General features: G+C 47.9%; 2 protein-coding genes (1 of these 2 cut by a window edge). Both read right to left on the bottom strand.

Annotation, left to right across the window (positions count from 1 at the left end):
- Positions 1–11,672: the 5' portion of an SDR family NAD(P)-dependent oxidoreductase gene (locus tag HP401_RS14805; protein WP_173605529.1), read on the bottom strand. It extends 187 nt beyond the left edge of the window; 11,672 of the gene's 11,859 nt are visible here — the first part of the coding sequence; the start codon lies at positions 11,670–11,672; its stop codon lies beyond the left edge, outside the window.
- Entirely contained in the window at positions 11,669–19,882 is an 8,214-nt protein-coding gene (locus HP401_RS14800; protein ID WP_173605528.1) for an SDR family NAD(P)-dependent oxidoreductase, read from the bottom strand. Before HP401_RS14800 ends, HP401_RS14805 begins: the two co-directional genes overlap by 4 nt.

Here is a 19,882-nt window from a genome sequence, read left to right as displayed (position 1 = left end):
AGATGTGCCAAGGACTTCATCGTCGGGTTCTCCAGCACTTCTCGCCCTCTGATCTTGACGTTCCAGCGCTGCTCTAAATGACGTATCAGCTTGGTCACCATGATCGAATCCATGCCATAGTCCAAGAAATATTTGTTTGGCTTGATTTGCCCTTCCAAAAGGTGTAATTCCCGTGAGAGAAATTGTGCCATATCCCGCTGGATGTTTTCCTCTGTTGGGCTATCCGGGTTGATATCAATCGTTAACGTCTCTTTTTCCATAGGTGGAGTGACCGTTTCAGTGCCGAGCCAATAGCGTTCTCTGGCAAAAGGATAGGTAGGCAGAGACATCATGCGACGCTCTTCTGGATGCAAGGATTCCCAAGGAATTTTACCTCCCTGCGTCCAATGAAGGGCAAGCTTGTCCAGAATGTTTTCTGCTAAAAGGACCTGCAATACCGTATCTCCTACTTTTCCAGAAAACAGATTTCTCACTCCTCCATGGTCTTCTTCGAGGTCTCCTGTATAGATAGGAATCGATGCAGTTGGCTCGCTACCTAGTTCGACCGCTTCCAAATACGCCTGTAATCCGTGAACCAGTTCATCTCGATCTTGAACCACCATAGCCAGCCTGCATTCCATGGCTTCTCGTTTCACTTGGAGCGTATAGGCAAAATCCGCCAAGGAAAACGCTTGCTGCTGGGCAAATGCAAGCATCTGCTTGGCAACGGCACGCAATCGCTCAGCATTTTTTGCCGAGAAAACCACGATTTGAGGTGAAGTGTCAGCAGAAATGGAATTCATCTCTCTTTGCACCGGAATATATTCTTCGAGGATCAAATGAGCATTTGACCCGCCTGCTCCAAACGAACTGATCGTCGCTCGGCGCGGAACCTCTCGTTCTTCCCCATTGATTCTCAGTACGGGTCGCTCCCACTTTTGTCGAGCTTTTTGCAGATAAAAAGGCGTTTCTGCAAAATGGACATGCGGGTTCAACGGCTCCGCTTTTATAGAGGGAACCAACTCCTGATGCTGTAGCTGCAAAATCACCTTGGTCAGCTGAGAAATACCAGAAGCTGCTTCGGCGTGACCGATATTCGATTTCACTGATCCGATCGCACAAAATTGAACATCGTCCGTCTGCTTCGAAAAAGCATTTGTTAATGCCTTCAACTCAATCGGATCTCCCAGCAGCGAACCATTAGCGGCGGCTTCCACATAACTGATCGTCCGTGGATCAATGCCCGCTCTCGCAAAATTTTCTTCGATCAATTGCGCTTGTGCGTTGGGATTCGGCACGGAAAATCCATTGGTACGTCCGCCATGATTGGTCGCGGCTGATTTGATAACAGCTAGGATGGAATCTCCATCTTCCACCGCTTTGGCTAAAGGCTTCAATAGTACAGCGCCTACGCCTTCTGCTGGCAAATATCCGTCTCCATCGCCAAAGCTTCTGCTGTCCGCATGGCTTCCAATCATTTGGGCCTGACTTAAGCCTAGGTATTTCTTAGGATGGATCGAAACATTCACGCCACCCGCGATGGCAAGCGTGCTTTCACCTTTCAACAAGCTTTCGCAGGCATGGTAAATGGCAATAGCAGATGAAGAACATGCTGTATCAATCGCCATGCTTGGACCTTGCAGATTGAAGAAGTAAGAGACTCGGTTGGCAATCGAATGGTAGGAAGACAGGGAAATGATCGAGCTCTTTTCCATATCCGTATCAAATGCGTGATACGGCTGATACATCGCCCCCACATAGACGCCGACTTTATTCTCATATTGACTCTGTAATACCTCTCGCGTGTGTCCAGCTTCTTCGAGCAGATTCCACACGGTTTCCAGGAAAAGGCGTTCCTGAGGGTCCATCATTTCCGCTTCCCGCGGAGAAATATGGAAGAACAGCGGATCAAATTGATCGACACCATCTATGAAGCCGCCCCATTTGCTGTATGCTTTTCCTTGGCTGTTCCGAGTCTCGTCAAAATACAGGCTGTGATCCCAGCGCTCTTGCGGAATTTCGGTAATGCAATCCTTGCCATCCCGCAAGTTGTTCCAGAATTCTTGTATAGTGGAAGCCTGCGGATAACGACCAGAAATACCGATGACCGCTATGTCTAGGTCAGATGTTGTTTGTTTATTTGCCTGCTCACGCGTTACAAATCGAGAGAAACGACGGCGATGGGCTGTTATGGAGTCAGCAGTAGGCAGTACATTAGGAACATTTTCTCCTGTACTTGTCTCTGCTGTTTTCCCAGCCCCCATGATTTCAATGATCTTGTCTCGATGATGAGCTACAAGATAGCCTGTTAAATCCTCGATGTTTTGGTATTCATAGAGCAGGGTTTTCGACAGCGAACCGAACACTTTTTCCAATTGATTGGTCAATTGCATCGCCATAACCGAGTCGAACCCGTATTTCTCCAGTGGAGCTTCCTCATCGATTTTATAGGCAGGGAGCTTGATAACAGCAGAAACTTCTTTTTTCAGATATTCCCTTACTTTTTCCCGAAGCACATCCTGTTGCCCACCGGAAATTGGCTGTTCCTTCTCTGCGGGGTGGAACGGCTGTATGAACCGATCCTGGTATGCTTCAAACAAGTATTGCGAGACAGCAAGAAGCGTCGGGTACTCTACCAATACAGGTGGAGTAAGCTCAAGCTGATAGGCATGATTCAGCTTTTTTGTAAATTCGGTCAGCTTAATCTGGTCAAAGCCGTACTCATGGAGCTCCGCGTAGATATCTATATCCTCTTTCTCCACCTTGAGCACATCAGCGACCATTTTCCGCAAAGACGCTTGAATCTCACTTTGCAAGCTGTTCGAATGAGCTGTTGCGGTCACGGAGGTTGCCGTTTCCCCCATCAGCCTCTGCTTCATCCGTACACGATCACCTTCCATGACCATCAACTGATCTTGTCCCGAAGCTAACCCCTGATACAAGCAGTTGATACCCGAAGCTGTCTGCATTGCAACCATGCCAAGATCGTCCCACAATCTCTTTTCTGTCTCTTCGCCTACCTGCATTCCGCCCTCTTTCCACAGAGGCCAATTGATGGAGATGGTCTGACCCCGCCGTTTACCTAGCGCGATCTGCTCGTTGCGGTAAGTGGAGTAGTTATCCATAAAGGCGTTGGCCGTCGCATAATCTGCTTGGCCCATATTGCCTAAGCCTCCAGCGGCTGAAGAAAAGAGGACAAAGAAATCCAGATTCAGTCCCTTAGTCGCTTCGTCTACATGAACGAGTCCCGCAACCTTTGGCGCGAGAACTGCTTGTACTTCTTCTTTGGTTTTTTTCAGGATAAAGTTGTCGCGAGTCACCCCCGCCCCATGAATGATCCCGTGAAGATCGCCAAAGTCTGCTTGAATGCTTTGGATCAACTCCTCCACGGCCTGTTTCTGCGTGACATCCACTTGGCGGTATTCGACTCTGGTTCCGGTTCCGTTGTCCGCAAGCTTGCGAAGCTGTGCTTGCTTCTCCTCAGTCAGCGCAGAGCGTCCCGTCAAAATCAAGGTGATGCCACGGGCTTTCCCCGCCATCTCTTCAGCAAAAAGAAGTCCCAAGCCACCTGCCCCGCCTGTGATCAAATAAATCCCGTTGTCTTTCCACGGTATACTGACTTCAACCTGGGGAGCAACCTCACTCCATCCCGCTATATATCTTTTCCCTAACTGATAGCGAATCTGGCTGTCTGTAGGGCAAAGGCTGTTTGCTCTCAACTGCTCCGCTAATTCAACTGAATCTTCTGTTAAATTAACCTCAATCAACTGTCCGATTACTTTCGGGTTTTCGATCTGTGCGGTTTTCAATAGACCAACTAATCCAGCAAACAGTCGTTGTTCCGTTTCGAAAGGAACTACCATCTGAATCAGCAATTCCCCCTTTGGTTTTGCTTGAAGAAGGGCTTTTATTTCTTCAAACGCCTGAACAGCATACGCTTGGAATCTTTCCGCTATGCCTTGCTGATCCGATTGCAACACGAGAAGTCTCGCACCGTTTATCTGAGATGAAAGGCTTTCCGATGAAATCTTCCCTGGTTCGCAAAGCATCACCACATGCTGATCATATTCAGGAGCTTTGGCTTCCTTGGGAATGCCTTTTTCGATCCAAACAGGCTGCAGCATCAACGTACTAGTGATTTTGCCTGCTTCACCTGTACCTTTGTTTTTTGCGACTCCGGCAGCTTTTTCACCTTCGAGCACCCTCGTTGTGAATCCCTTCATGCTAACGCAAATCGTGCCTTGCTCATCACACAAATCAATGTCGAGCTTCTGTACTTTTTGCGTAGCTGCATGGCCGTCACTGTATCGAACCACCGCCCATACAGCAGGTGTAGAAGCACAGTAAATGTTCAATTCCTCCAAGGCAAAAGGCAGGGAAGGCTGAAGATCGGAAGTGCCTATCATGAAACCGAGCGATGCCTGTAATGCCGCGTCCATCACACTCGGATGAAGGACAAATTTTTCTGCTGTACCCGTAACCGATGAAGGCAAAACAAGCTTCGCCAGCACTTGATCTGGCCCGACAAACAGCTTCTCAATCCCTTGGTGTGATGGACCGTATGCCAGTCCTATCCCTTGAAACGTTTCGTAGCATTGGCTAAAGCTGTAACTGCTCTCTGTGCACTGTGTTTGAATAGCGGAAAGGTCGAGCGCTGGCGCCTCCATATCTGATCGTAGTACTGCTCTACCCTGGCTATGTACTACTAGACTCTCCCCGGCTTCCCTTGGCTGGCTATAGATTTCAAAAGTGATTTCACCATTCTCTTCCGGGTAAAGTCCCGTGTGTATTTCGATCGGTGCATCTTCCACGATAACTGGTTTCGCCCACACGATATTTTTCAGTTGAATCGCCGACTGGTTATCCGTTCGGACACCTGCTGCCATATCCACAGCCACTCGTGCCATCTCCAGATAAGCTACCCCAGGCAATACCTTTTGTCCGTTCACGACATGATCTCTAAGGAAAAACTCCTGCCCTGTAAACGTCGAACTGTACCGTTGCTCCGATAGTGTAGACGTATTTTGATGCAGCAAGGGATGCAGGTAAGCCAGCTCCCCTGAGGTAAAACCATTGGCTAGTGACTCCACCTTTGGCAGCCAATAGCGCTCTCTTGCAAAAGGATAAGTGGGTAAGCTGATTCGACGAGGCTTTGTTTCCCCATAGAGCTTGTTCCAGTCAAAAATCAACCCCTGTACCCACATCTGCAAAATCTTTGCGTATTTCCCTTTGGTGATCCACGTATCGATTGCCTGTTGTAAATCCTCATCTGCGGCAAAAACATCCATCGTTTCTTTATTCCGCTTTACCTGACCCGTGAACAGGTCTGGGCTATCAGCCTCATCTTTCAGATAATACGTTAGCTTTGCTTCAAGCTCGGAGATCGACTTGACGATCACAGCGAGCCGCTCTTCCATCGCTTCACGTCCTACTTGGAGCGTGTAGGCAATCTCAGCTAGATCGTTGTCCGTCAACACTTGCTCCCGAATAGCAGACAACAACCGCTGCACCTGCTCCCGGAGTCGGTCTTTATTCTTCGCTGACAGTACGATGACCACTGGATTTTTTGACGAGATGCTGCTTGGTGGGCGGTGTTCCGCTTCGATATATTCTTCTATGACGAGGTGAGCATTTGCCCCTCCCGCCCCAAAGGAGGATATCCCCGCAATTCTTGCATATTCTCTGGTTACTCCATCGATTTCAATGACGGGTCGCTTCCATTCCGCCAGCTCTTGCTGCACCACAAATGGCGTCTTGCTGAAATCAATGTTTGGATTAAGTGTGCGGGAATGCAAAGACGGAACTAACCTCTTGTATTTCATTTGCAGCAATATTTTGGTTAACCCTGCGATCCCTGCCGCACTCTCACCATGCCCGATATTTGACTTGGACGAACCAATCGCGCAGAACTGATTCTCCTTCGTGTATTCCTGAAAGGTCTTCGTCAATCCGGCAATTTCAATAGGATCCCCCAAGGAAGTCCCTGTACCGTGTGCCTCTATATAGCTGACCGTTCTCGGATGAATTCCTGCTTCTTCAAAAGCTCGGCGAATCACCCTTGATTGGGAATGAGGATTGGGAACCGTATAGCCGTTTGTTTTTCCACCATGATTAATGGCGCTTCCTTTGATCACACCATAGATGTGGTCTCCATCAGCGATTGCTCTTGCCAGAGGTTTGAGCAATACGGCTCCGACTCCTTCGCCAGGTACATAGCCGTCGCCACCTTCCCCAAAGCTTTCGCATCGTCCCTTGCTGGAAGCGAACTTGCCCTGCGACAAATACAGATATTTATTTGGATGAATAGAAACATTCACACCACCTGCAATCGCTACCTCACATTCGCCGCGCTGTAAGCTGTGACACGCTAAATGAATACCCGTCAACGAAGATGAACACATCGTATCGACCGCCATGCTCGGACCGTGGAAATTGCAAAAATAGGAGACGCGGTTCGCAATGGAAGCTGGACTCCCCGCAATCGCAAGCGCTCTGCCCAACGCCTGTTCAGCGGACGCATAGAGCTGATATTCCTCGTACATAACGCCTACGTAAACACCTACATTGCCTCCCAAGCCTTCGTGCTTGCCCAGCGTTTCGCGCGTATACCCTGCATCCTCTATCGTTTCATAGACACACTGTAAAAATAACCGCTCCTGCGGGTCCATCAGCTCCGCTTCCCGTGGGGAAATATGGAAGAACAGCGGATCAAATTGATCAACACCATCTATGAAGCCGCCCCATTTGGAATACGATTTACCGATCTTGTCCTTCGCTTCATCAAAGTACAGACTGTGATCCCAACGGTCTTTTGGGATTTCGGTAATACAATCCTTGCCATCACGTAGATTTTTCCAAAAGTCATGGATATTCCATGCTTGCGGATAACGTCCGGACATCCCAATAATGGCAATGTCCAACGCCCCTTTTGCTCGCTGGGTTTCCATGCGCAGGGACATGAATCGTTGAGACTTGCGTTTTTTGCTCCTGCGCTCTGTCTGTGCTTTCCTCTCATCCACCATCGTTGCTTCTGATTCTTGCGCGAGGGAGGCTTCCGCATTTTCCCTCACCCCTAGGATGTGCATCAGATTTTCACGGTAGTTATCAAGAAAATACCCGGTTAATTCTTTTATCGTTTGGTATTCAAAAAATAACGTTTTTGGTAACGAACCAAATTGCTTTTCCAGCTCCTTGGTCATCTGCATAGCCACAATAGAATCGACACCGTATTTTTCCAACGAGGCGTCTGCTTCCATTTTATTGGCTGGCAATTTGATCACGGAGGAAAGCAGCTTTTTAAAATAAGGGGTTGCCTGTTCCATCAGTGAGGAGGAATCTATGACCTTCTCCTCTTCGAGAGGAACGGAAGCTTTTGGCGCTTCTACTTCTGATCTAACAGATTCATTTGCGATCTTGCGCGTAGAAAAGCCCTTCATCCGCACCTGGACATTTCCGTTCTCGTCACACAAATCGATATCAAACTTCTCCACTCTGTCTCCAGCCCTACTGCCCTCCCTGTAGCGAATGAGTGCCCACATGGAAGAGGAGCAAGCACCTACGATCACCATTTCTTCAAGAGCAAAGGGAAGGATCAGCGAAAAATCACTGGTTGCCATCATCAAGCCAAGTGACGCCTGTAGAGCTGCGTCGAGCAAACTCGGATGCAGACCAAATTGGCCTTGGGTCTTCAGCACGGAAGAAGGCAGCGACAGCTTCGCGAGCACCTGTCCCTGACCAATCAAAATCTGCTCGATCCCACGATGTGCAGGCCCATAGTCGACTCCCATCTTTTTGAAAGCGTCATAGCATTGTTCCGCGCTGAGTGTGCGTAGGCTGCACTGTTCCTGCAATACAGAGAGATCGAATGATGGAATATCTGGAATGGAACACAACACGGCACTTCCTTGACTGTGTACAATCTCCGTCGTTTGTTCCCGGTCTTGCTTGCTATCACTGTAAATTTCAAAAGCAATCTCACCATTCGCCTCAGGATAGAGTTCGATATGTGCCTGAACGGGCTCTGGCCCAACAGCCAAAGGTTGAGTCCAGACCACATTTTTGAAACGGAGTCCTTCTAGTTCTCGCTCCGAATCAAGCCCTCCCGTCGCCTGCTGGATCGCTGCCCGTGCCATCTCCAGATAAGCCGCACTCGGCAAGACACGTTGCCCCTTAATGACATGGTCACTCAGGAAAAACTCCTGGCCCGTAAACATGGAGCTAAACCGCTGCTCCATGAAATCGGATGTATTTTGGTGTAAGAAAGGATGAATCGCACCCACACCTGTGCTGCTGTTAACAGACCTGGCGTGGGTCCAATAGGATTCCTTGGCAAAAGGATACGTCGGTAAACTGATACGACCCGGTTGCTCTTCCTGGTAAAGCTTGTTCCAATCGATAGATAAGCCCTTCACCCACAGGTCGAGAAGCTTGCTGTACTTTCCGCGTTCCATCCATCTCGCAATCGTTTCTTCTAATTCATCATCGGACGTCAAAATATCCAGCATTTCCTGATTTCGGTTTACCTGACCACGATACAAATCAGCAATGTGCTCTTGCCCTTTTACATAGGCTGTTAGTTTTTGTTGCAACTCCTTCATAGTGCCTGCGATGACAGCAATGCGCTCTTCCATGGCTACACGTCCTACCTGAAGCGTATACGCCATGTCTGCTAAGTGCTCATCGGACAAGGAGTGTTCCTGGATAAACGCTAACAACTGCTGAACGATCTCATACAGCCTCTCCGCATTCTTTGCCGACAAAACAAAAATAGCCGGGTTCTGAGGTGTGATTTTCAAACCGGATTGCTTTTGCTCTTCCGGAATATATTCTTCAATAATCACATGGGCATTGCTTCCCCCTGCACCAAACGAGGAAATCCCTGCAATTCGTGGATATTCATTGGTTGTGCCATTGATCTCTACAATCGGTCGTTTCCATTCTGCCAACTCTTGCTGAACCACAAACGGCGTCTTGGTGAAATCAATATTGGAATTGAGCGTGCGGGAATGTAAGGATGGCACTAATTGCGCGTGCTTCAGCTGCAATAATATTTTCGTTACGCCTGCAATCCCTGCCGCACTTTCACAATGTCCAATATTCGACTTCGCTGATCCCAATGCACAGAACTGTTTGTCCTGGGTGTCTTTTTCAAAGGCGCGAGTAAGTCCAGCAACCTCGATCGGGTCTCCTAGCTCCGTTCCTGTTCCATGTGCTTCCAGATAACTGACCGTTCTTGCATGTACCTTGGCACGCTGTAGGGCATCGGCCACTAATTGCGCCTGCGCCTGCGGATTCGGGACGGTATAGCCATTCGTTTTCCCACCGGCATTCATCATGCTTCCTTTGATGACTCCGTAAATATGGTCACCATCGGCTATCGCCTTATCCAAAGGCTTCAAGACGATTGCGCCCACACCCTCTCCATCCACAAAGCCGTCTGCTTGATCGCCGAAGGACTTGCATTGATTCGAAGGAGAGAGCATCGTCAAAGCTGACAATTTCATGTAGTGGACGGGATCGACGATGAGATTGACTCCCCCTGCGATTGCACACTCGCTTGTGCCGCTGTACAAGCTTTCCAAGGCGAAATGAATCGCGGTGAGAGAAGCGGAGCAAGCCGTATCTACCGCTACGCTCGGACCTTGAAAGTTTAATAGATAAGAGAGGCGATTCGCGATCGACCAATAAGTGGCTCCCGTCGGGTAATTGCCATTCATCACGCCGACAAAAACGCCTACTTTTCTGCTTTCACACAGAGTTGTAGGCGTATATCCAGCGTCCTCAATACTCGCATAGGCTTCTTGTAAAAATAACCGTTCTTGCGGGTCCATCTCCTCGGCTTCTTTTGGAGAGATTTGAAAAAATAAGGGATCGAATTTATCCATATCATCGATAAATCCGCCCCATTTTGTATACATCGATTCCTTCTTGCCTTTTTCTTCGTCAAAATAGCTCTGCCAATCCCAGCGATCCTTAGGGATTTCAGAAATGCAGTTTTTCCCCTCTTTTAAACGATTCCAGAATTCATCCACATTTTTCGCCTGCGGATAACGCCCGGAAAGACCGATGATCGCCACATCCCGCACCACCGATGAAGGCGCAATGGATTCCTTTCTTTCTTGTTCCCGAACGGATAAAAAGCGTCTCGTGTTTCTCACAGGAAGATCAGTGTACGCGGTTGAAGCAGCGACGGGCAATGCTTCCTCAACAGCTTCTTGTTCTTCTACTCCTATTACCTTGAGCAACGCTTCCTTTTGCGTCTCGATGAGATACTCTACCAAGGCATCAATCGTTTGATACTCGAAAAAAATCGTACTGCTCATATTCGCAAAATCTTTGCGAAGCGAATTGGTCAATTGCACAACCAGAATCGAATCAATCCCATATTGCTCGAATGGCGCAGATGATTTTATCTGGTGGGTCGGAATTCTGAGCGTTTCACCCATTAACGTTTTGATGTAAGCCGTGCTTTTTTCGCGAAGTAATTCCTCCGTGACTCTGCCTGACTTTTTCGCTGGTGTCGTGCGTACAGGCACTTGTTTTTGGAGTGGCATCGCCTTCAGCTTTGAGGCTTGCTTTTTTGCAGGCGAATACGCAACTGTTACCGCCGATTGCCTCGGTTGACTGCTGTGACGAATCACCCCATCGCTTTCTGCCACAATAATTTGTTGGCATAAATCCAGCTGGTCTTCTGCTGGCAAGAAGACAGATTGGTATCCTGCCTTTTTCAACGCCTTTTGCCATGTTTCAACCGTTAACAGGGGGCAGCCAGGAATCCGCCATTCTGGATCATCATAGCGCCACCAGCCATCCAGCAAGCCAAACGTCAAGTGAGCAAACAAGGTATTGCTCGTTAATTCATTCAGAATCAGCAAGCCATTTTTCTGTAACGTTGTTTTGGCGTGGAGCAAGGTTTGGCTAATATTTTTTGTCGCGTGCAGAACATTCGTGGCAATCACGAGATCATAGGTGTCCGCAGCGATCCCCTGCTCCTCAACAGGCTTTTCCACGTTAAAAATCCGATACGTGAGATATGGATTTTCGGCTCCATATTCTTTTTCGGCGTGAAGCAAAAAAGCTTGCGAAAGATCGGTATAACAATATTCCTCGATATGCTTCTGAAAGGGCTTTAGCCTTGGCAGTACGATCGCACTCGTTCCACCTGTACCTGCCCCGATTTCCAAAATGCGAATCCGAGCAGAAGGATCTTGCTCCGTACGCTGCTTCACATAGGTAACAATCGTATTGGCGAGCACTTCGTTAAAGTAGTCCGCAACCTCATTGTGTTTATAAATCCCTTCCACCAGTTCCATCGAGGAATTCGGGAACATGATCTCTGTAGCTGGAATCTTTCCTAACAAAATATCTGGCAGTACGCGCATGGTTGCCTCTACCAGAATCACCTGCGCTTTACTATTCGGGTCGTTCAGCCATGCTGTTTTTTCTTCCTCCCATTTTTCCCATGCGGTTTCGAGATTGATAGGGGTAGTATCGTTTGCGATGAGTGACTCTCCATCGTACGCAAGATACTGGTTTTGTACGAGAACGGCTATGCTTTCTTCCAGCCATTTGCCGTACCTGTCATGCAATTTGGCTTTGAGTTCTCCTATCGTCTGTTTTTTTACCGTGAACAGCCCGATTGACTGTAATTGACCATAGAGTAGTTCACTGAGAAGCTTATCCATTGTATTCATTTATAAGCCTCCATTTCAGATTGTCTGCGTTGAGACGAAAACTCTAGTTTGGGCATATCATTCCTTACACGTTCGATGTGGGATACTAGCTTTTCAGGATAGATGTAAATGGATTTATCCGGATTTACTTTAACCAAGGCCTGTGATTTCGTTGTTTTCACCAACGCGACTTGATTGATCGGTCCTGCAAGCAGGTTTTCCAAAGCCGCCATCGCTTCACGAGGTTCAATGGAGCCTAATCCTGCCTGTGCCATCCTCTCCTGATAATCCTTGGTGGCAACAATGCCTACGTTCGCCCAGTATCCCCAATTCATCACCTTCACTGCACTGAGGCTATGCAACGATAGCTGGTGCGCGAATATATCCTTAAACGTACAACCTGACGCATAATTGCTTTGTCCAGGCGACTTGGTAAATGAATTGATCGATGAAAAGAACATGACAAAATCCAACGGCTCCCGATCAAATACTTGAGCAATCCGCACGCTTACATCTACCTTTGCCGAAAGCCCGGCACGGAAGCGCTCTTCGTCCATATTCGCGAGACTTTTATCGAGCAGGACAATTGCGGAGTGAATGACTCCGTTCACTTGTTTATATCGTTTTTTGATTTCTTCATAAGCAAAGTACAAGGACTTGCGATTTGTCGCATCCGCCGCGATATAGACAGGAGCAGGTCCGAGCTTTGCAAGTCGATCCACTTTGGCTTGGATCTCTGCATTTTTTTCCCGGCGTCCAATCCAGATGATTTGCGCTTGATAGGTGCTGATCATGTATTCGCTCCAGACTTCGCCAATACCGCCAGCGCCTCCGATCACAACATAGACTCCCCCCTGCCTGTAGGAAGCCTGTTCCCTTTGCATTTGACGCAATGGAATTAATTCCTGACGATACCATTTCCCTCCGCGATAAACCGTTGCATTCCCCTCAGCATCTGGCGGAAGTGTGAAAACATCCTCTATAGGCCAAGCACAACCCGCTTCCAGATCAACCAGTCGGATACGCCAGTTCGTGTATTCTTTTGCCATCGAACCAACTAAACCGTAAAGACTGGCATGAATAGGGTTCACCACATCGTTTTGATGAATCGGTTGAGTCTGGAAGGTTACGAGACTCCATCTTAGCTCCTTGGTATCGTAGCCCAGCTTGAGCAGGGCTTTTAGCAAGCGAAATACATGAAATACACCGCGCTCCTGCTCGATGATCAGGGCCTCTTCTGCCAGGTATTCCAAATCAATCCATGGCGCCATCCAGATGATATGATCAATCGAACCAATCTGCTCCAGCTTCACTGCTAGTTCATCTATACTTTCTGCGGGAGTAATCTCCATAACAGCTGCCCGCGGATAGCGTTGTTGAACAAGGCTTCGGTTCTCGTCATCTGCACAAACAATCAGAATACGATCGCTTGCAAGTGGCGTTTCCGAACCATGAGCGACTACAACCTCTTCCCAAACAGGACTCAGCAGCATGGTTCCAATCAGCGATTCGCTTGCGGTCTCAACTGCCCCTTTTGCTGCTGTACGATCTGTTTGGATCTCTCTTTCCAATACCCGAGATGTGAATCCCTTCATCCGTACACAAATTGTTCCTGTGTCGTCACATAGGTCGATATCGTATTTTTCTACCTTATTCCCTGCTTGGCTACCGTCGCTGTAGCGCACGTATGCCCACATCTCAGAAGTGCACGGGCGGATGATTTCCATTTCCTCCAGGGCAAAAGGCATCACTGGCTTGCGTTTTGTCAAACTGTCAGACGACATCACGTGACGAGAAGAAAGTGTCAACTCCACAGATGCCTGCAAAGCTGAATCCATCAAGCTTGGATGCAAGACAAACTGATCCACTGACCCGGCGACCGCTAACGGTAAAATCAGCTTTGCCAAGACTTGTCCAGGCCCGACATATACCTTGTCTATACCTTTATGTCCGGATCCATAATCAATTTGAATCGCACTGAAGAACTCATAGAATTCCTCGGATGAAATCACCTGCTCGCTGCACTGCTCTTGCAAAACGGACAAATCAAGCATGTGCAACTCCGCGCGTGGAGTAAGCACAGCATTACCTTGACTGTGTACCACGATCTCGGCATCACTACCCTTTGCCTCGCTATAGATTTGGTAGGATACCTCACCATCTTCTTCGAGTACGAGGCCCGTATGTACCCGAACAGGCTGATCGCCTACAACGATCGGACGAGCCCAAATGACATTCTGTAGTTTCATCGACGTATTCCCGTGGACGTCTTCTCCTACAGCGTGCTCCATCGCGCTTCTTGCCATCTCCAGATAGGCAACTCCCGGTAATACCCGCTGCCCTTTGACTACGTGATCCGCCAAGAAAAACTCTTCTCCTGTGAAGGTAGAGCTAAACCGTTGCTCGGAGAAAGTAGACGTGTTCTGATGCAGCATGGGATGGATCAAGGATGCTGTGATGGTAGTTGCCGCTCCCCTTGCAGCAATTGCTTTTGGTTCACTCTCCAGTACCCAATGTCGTTCCTTGGCAAAAGGATACGTGGGAAGTGGAATACGAGAATACTGATCGTTCGCAAACAGCTTGTCATAGTCTAATCCATATCCCTGCACAAACAATTCCGCGACCACAGATAGCTGCTCCAAATATTCGCTCGCCTGACTCGTCACATGTAGATTCTCGATGCTTTGATTTCCATAACGTTTCAATGCGATTTGTTCACGATGATCTTTTTCATGTAACTCGGAAACAAAAGCCTGTGATGCTTTTCCTGTTTCCAGCCACTTTTTCAAAACCTGGACAAGCTCGGCTGTATTTTGAACAAGGCAAGAGAAGCGGTGATGGAAATGCTTTCTGCCTACTAACAGCGTATAGCTGATATTTCCACAATCCGTCTCCGGTGCTTTTTCACAAAACGAAAGCAATTGGGCAACTTGCTGACGCAACTGTTCAAAAGTACGCGCCGACAGCACAAGTAAATAGCCCGGTTTTTTTGCATGATTCCGCTCTACCTGCGGCGCCTCTTCGATTACCATATGCGCATTCGTACCGCTGGCTCCGAAGGAACTGATCGCAGCACATCGTTTGGCTTGCGGCTCCACTGACCATTCCTGCAGGCTTGTATTGACATAAAAAGGGCTGTCTGCAAACTTAATGTTGGCATTCCCCTCTTCAAAATGCAGGGATGGCGCGATTTTTTTGTGCTTCAATGACAAAAGGATTTTGATAACCCCTGCAACACCTGCTGCGATCTGGGTATGACCAATATTCGTCTTGATCGATCCAATCGCACAAAATTCTTTTTTATCCGTATAGGCTCGAAAGGCGCGGGTAAGTGCTTGAAACTCAATCGGATCTCCCAGCTTGGTCCCTGTTCCATGTGCCTCGACCATTGTAATTTGCTCAGGATTGATGTCAAATGTATCATAGACATTGCGTTCCAAGCGTTCCTGAGACTTCGCACTTGGCGCTGTAATCCCATTCGTCGTTCCATCCTGATTGATTCCCGAGCCTCGAATGACACCATAAATATGATCACCGCAAGCGATCGCTTCCGAGAGACGTTTCAGTACAACGACACCAGCGCCTTCCCCCGTCGCAAAACCATCTGCCTGCTCATCAAACGTGTGGCAGCGTCCTGTCGGTGACAGCATCCCTGCTCGCTTGGCCGACAAATAAAAGCCCGGCGTTGATTGAATGAAGACACCACCTGCCAATGCCATGTCGATCTCACCTGTCCGCAAGGCTTGGCACGCCATATGAATCGCCACCAAGGAACTGGAGCAAGCCGTATCAATCGTAACAGCTGGTCCCTGCAAGTCCAGATGATAAGCAACCCGGGCAGGCACAATGGACTCCATATTTCCCCAAAAGGCTTGGGCAGGAGGATTCTCTCCCACGAGACGATCGTAATCGCCTTTGGCGCATCCCGCGTAGACGCCGCATTGGATTCCTTGCACACCTTGACCCGCATAGCCAGCATCCTCCAACGCCTTCCAGGATTCCTCCAAAAAGAAGCGTTGCTGCGGGTCCATAAAGTCAGCTTCCAAACCGGAGATATTGAAAAAAAGCGGATCAAACAGGTCAATATTTTCTACAAGCCCGCCGTATTGATAGCCCTCTGCCTCGTCCAAGCCGTACGCTGATAAATCCCAGCGAGTCACTTTCCGAAGCAAATCCGAGCCGTTCACCAAATGGTCCCATAAGTCGTCAGTGTTACCAGATGAGGCGAACGTGCCACTCATTCCAATAATTGCAATGGGTTCAGTGGGGGACGAAGCTTTTTCTGACACACTCCCTGTTACCTCTGAAAGCACAGGTGCTGAATGGCCAGATGACTCGGTCCGAATAGCAGGGACGGAATCTTCCCTCCGCTCGGATAGACTGATCTTCTGCCCTAACGCTTGAGCAATAACCTCTTTGTACGCAGACAAAATATAGCCTGTAAGTTGATTTACTGAACTGTAATCAAACAGAATCGTGGTCTCAATTTCAATCATCAACGCTTGATTGATCTCTTGCACCAATCGAACGCCAAGAATGGAATCCAATCCATAATCTCTGAAAGGTTCTTCCACATCGATCGAATCGACATCGACCTCCAATGCGGTACCCAGCTTTTCAATGATCATATCCTTCACATAATCCGTCACCGTCTGCTCGGTCACTACAGATTGGCTTGGAATGTTTTGCGGTGCAGGCTGGGAAGAGACTTTTCCTTCAACTTTTTCCTGCTGTACAGTCTCGCGTGCGATCGGCGAAACGGTCGTATCGATACGAACATCTGGGTGAAGAACGCCATCGCTTTTTCCAATGACAATCTGTTGTCCCAGATCATGCGCTTCCCGAGCTGGAAAAGAGATCTTGTGAAACCCTTCACTTTCCAGTACCGTTTGCCAACATGCCGGGGTTAAGGCAGGAGAACCAGGAATACGTACATCTGTATCTTCAGACAGCCACCAGCCCTCCAAAAGACCAAAGGTCAGATGAAGGAACAAGGAATTACTGCTAATCTCATTTAAAAGAACCAAACCGTTTTCTCTTAAAAAAGCCTTGGTATGGCGCAAGGTTTTGCGAATATCTTTGGTGGCATGCAACACATTAGCCGCAATCACCAGATCGTAGTAGCCCTCTTGAACCCCTTGCTCCGCAAAAGGGGCTTCCACATTAAAAATTTGATAGGTCAAATACGGAACATGCGGTCCATATTCCTTTTGTGCGAACATCAAAAATGCTTTGGAGATGTCGGTATAGCAATATTCTTCTATAAACGGCTGATAAGGCTTCAGCTTTTCAAAGACAAACGTGCTCGTTCCGCCCGTCCCCGCCCCGATCTCTATGATGCGAATTTTTGCAGAAGGATCTTTTTTCACCCGTTCTTCCACATAGGCTGCGACTGTTTCCGCGAGCACTTCATTGTAGTGATCTGCCACCGGGTTATTTTTATAAATAGGTTGTACCAATTCCATAGAAGAGCCTGGAAACATGACATCTGTAGCAAGTTTCTTGCCTGTTACAATGAGCGGCAAAGATTTCATCGTGGCTTCCAGCAATCTGATCCGCACTACCAGATTGGCATCTTCTCGCCAAGCCACCTTACGTCGATCCCATTCTTCCCATACCGCTTCTACTTCGGTCAAAGTCGGATCGACCACCAAGCATTGCTCTCCATCGTAGCCATCGAGATAGCCGTGACGGGTTAGCATCGCCATACTCTCTTCCAACCATTTTTCATAACGCTGAGGGAAGCTTGTTTTTGCCTTGAGGTCAGCGACATTCACACTCTTGTCAGTGAACCAACCGATGGACTGCATTTGCGCCCATAACAGCTTGGCGAGAAGCTCGTCCATCTCCTTCCATAATTCTGGATGGGTATTGGGCAAGCGATCCTGTCGCTCGGTTTTGGGTAACCAATAGCGCTCCCCTCTAAATGGATAGGCAGGCAAAGGAACCCGGTTGTATCTGCCGTTTTTATAGAAGGAACTCCAATCCAGCTTGTATCCTTTTACAAACAAATCGGCAAGCGTGGACAACTTCTCTTTCCTTGCCTGGTTGGATAGCGAACGGTTCTCTGCAACTTCTGCTATTAATTTTTCTCCGAAGTCTTTCAAGCTCTTTTCTAGCCGCACGTCTATTTCATCATGGACAAAATAGTCAGCAGTTGTTCCCGTTTCTTTTACTTCCACGATGTATTGCCGTAATTCATCTACGTCCTTGGCAATAAACACGCAACGATGCGAAAAATGACTTCTCCCTGTGAATAAAGTATAGGAAATATCTTGTTGGTGAAAACGTCCCGCTTCTTTTGCTAACCATTGGGACATTTCATCCAATTTTTGCGTGAGAGCTGACTGGCTCTTGGCTGAAAACGGGAACAAGTAATAGGCTCCTGCTTGCTGATAGCCTGATTGCGGTTGTAGCGTAGGTGCTTCTTCCAAAATCAAATGACAATTGGTTCCGTTCGATCCCAAAGCGCTCACACCTGCTCTTCGCGGAGTGGCATCACTCGTATTCCACTCCATGAGCTCCGTATTGATGAAAAAAGGACTCCCGGTCAATTTGATATGCTTATTGACTTCCTTGACGCTGATCGTCGGAGCGATCTTCTTATATTTCATCGCCATGACCACTTTAAACAAACTCGCCAGTCCCGATGTCATCGTGGTATGACCGATGTTGGGCTTATGTGAGCCAATCGCGCAAAATTGTACTTTATCCGTAAACGAACCAAACGCTTCAATCAATGCCTTCACTTCAATAGGGTCACCCAGCTGCGTGCCTGTCCCATGCGTTTCGATATAACTGATCGTCTCTGGATCAACCCCTGCATTTTCATAGGCATCCACAATCAATTCTTTTTGGGCAAGCATGCTCGGTGCGGTAATCCCGTTTGACTTTCCTGTCTGATTCACCGTTGAGCCCTTGATGATTGCATAAATATGGTCGCCGTCTTCCACTGCTTTCGCAACTGGTTTTAGTACGACCGCCCCAACGCCTTCTCCAAACACCATGCCATTTGCATCATTGTCAAAGGTGTTGCATGTTCCATCCGGTGAGACCACCCCCATTTTCGAGGACATCATAAAAAATTCAGGGGAGCTGTGAATCGCGACGCCGCCTGCAAGAGCCATTTCGGTTTCTCCCCTGCGAAGACTGTCGCAAGCCAAATGAATGGCTACCAAAGCAGAAGAACAAGCTGTATCTACAGCAAGACTGGGTCCCTTGAGATTTAAAAAATAGGAGAGTCTTGCTCCTAGCATCGACATTTCATTGCCTAGCATCGTTTGTGAAGAGACACCTTCGGCCAGCATGGATTTCTCTTGGTAGTCTGAACGACGCCCTCCAACAAACACACCTACTTTTCTCCCTGCTAACTGGTCAACCGAATATCCGCTATCTTCAAAAGCTTTATAGGATTCTTGCAGGAACAACCGTTGTTGGGGGTCCATACTTTTTGCTTCATCGTCGGAAATATTGAAAAAGGATGCATCGAATTGATCAATGTCCTTGAGAAGCCCACCGTAATATTGATCCGCTTCCCAACCGCTGCGTGTTATTTCCTCGATACAACTGTCGCCAGATGCTATATGCTCCCAAAACTCTTCCACTGAATTCGAGCCAGCAAATCTCCCTGCTATACCGATGATCGCAATATCAGAGTGGCGAATTTCGTTTTCGAAAACAGTTGGCGGGATTTGGCTGTCGTTTGCTGCTATCTCCGTTGCAAATTGCAGAGAGATATATTCCGCCAGCTCCCCCACCTCTGGATAATCAAAAATAACTTCTACGCCAAGATGAATCCCCAAGTCAGCATTGATCGCTTCTATTAATTCGACCGCCAATACAGAATGGATGCCGAGCTCTATAAAGCTTTTATTTACATCCAAGGTTTCCACAGGTGTATTCAATAGCTGAGCCATGATTGTACTTATTTTGCTCGCAATCGTTGATAAACCGTTATCGGACTGGGTACGGCTTGCTGGCTGATATTTTTCGAAAATGTGCGCGGCTAGCAGCTTGGTATTCTCATGATCAAAAATGGCCTCAATCCCCAAGTCTATGCCTAGCTTCTCATTCAATATCTCTACCATTTCTACAGACAATACCGAGCTGATACCTAATTCCACAAAGCTTTTATCGAAATCCAAGGGATTCGTCGTAGCTTTTACTAAGTCGGTCATTACTTCTTTCACTATCGTTTCCACATCATGAAATGAATGAAAAAGTACCTTCAT

Source organism: Brevibacillus sp. HB2.2 (assembly GCF_013284275.1).
Classification (GTDB): domain Bacteria; phylum Bacillota; class Bacilli; order Brevibacillales; family Brevibacillaceae; genus Brevibacillus; species Brevibacillus brevis_D.
Note: the sequence above shows the minus strand (reverse complement) of the source record. Positions and strands in the feature narration are given on the sequence as shown.

Excerpts from the sequence above, each read along its gene's own strand:
- HP401_RS14800 (WP_173605528.1), bottom strand. The coding sequence starts at position 19,882 with ATGAAGGTACTTTTTCATTCATTTCATGATGTGGAAACGATAGTGAAA.